Source organism: Kordia jejudonensis (assembly GCF_001005315.1).
Taxonomy (GTDB): Bacteria; Bacteroidota; Bacteroidia; order Flavobacteriales; family Flavobacteriaceae; genus Kordia; species Kordia jejudonensis.
Genome location: NZ_LBMG01000182.1, coordinates 1 through 469, shown reverse-complemented (window position 1 = coordinate 469; position 469 = coordinate 1). Strand labels below are relative to the sequence as shown.

Sequence of the window (469 nt, the reverse complement as noted above, 5' to 3'; positions counted from 1 at the left end):
TTGCAATGTTTGTCTTAAAAATTCCTCAGATGCATCGTCGTTGTCATTATCCGAGGTTTGTTGTATCGCTAAGATGATATCGTTCTGCGTATTGGTAAAATTGGCATAAGAAGCATTTTCAATTTTAGCAACGGGTTTTGTATTGTTATAACCCCATACCAAACAGATGTGTATTCCATTTTCATTATGGTATTCCAACACATTTCCATTAGCATCTCTTTTATCAATCGTTGATAGTGTCGTAAAGTCATTCGCTCCTTTAGAAGATTGATTGCTTTTGTGATTTATGATCCCTTGAAAAAGATCAAAACTATATTTTGCTCTTGATAGTAATTCACTTTGATTGTTAAGTAAACGTATGCTTTTATATGAAACAGGCGTAGCGATTCGATTTTGTGCTACTAAACTATTTACATAAGGTTCGTTTGAAACTTCCGATTCAAATGGATAGGTAAATATTGATTTTTCG

Annotated in this window: 1 pseudogene; it reads right to left on the bottom strand. The window is 33.0% G+C overall.

Annotation, left to right across the window (positions count from 1 at the left end):
• A pseudogene (locus AA089_RS25350) lies at window positions 1-469 on the bottom strand (hypothetical protein); the annotation flags it as partial.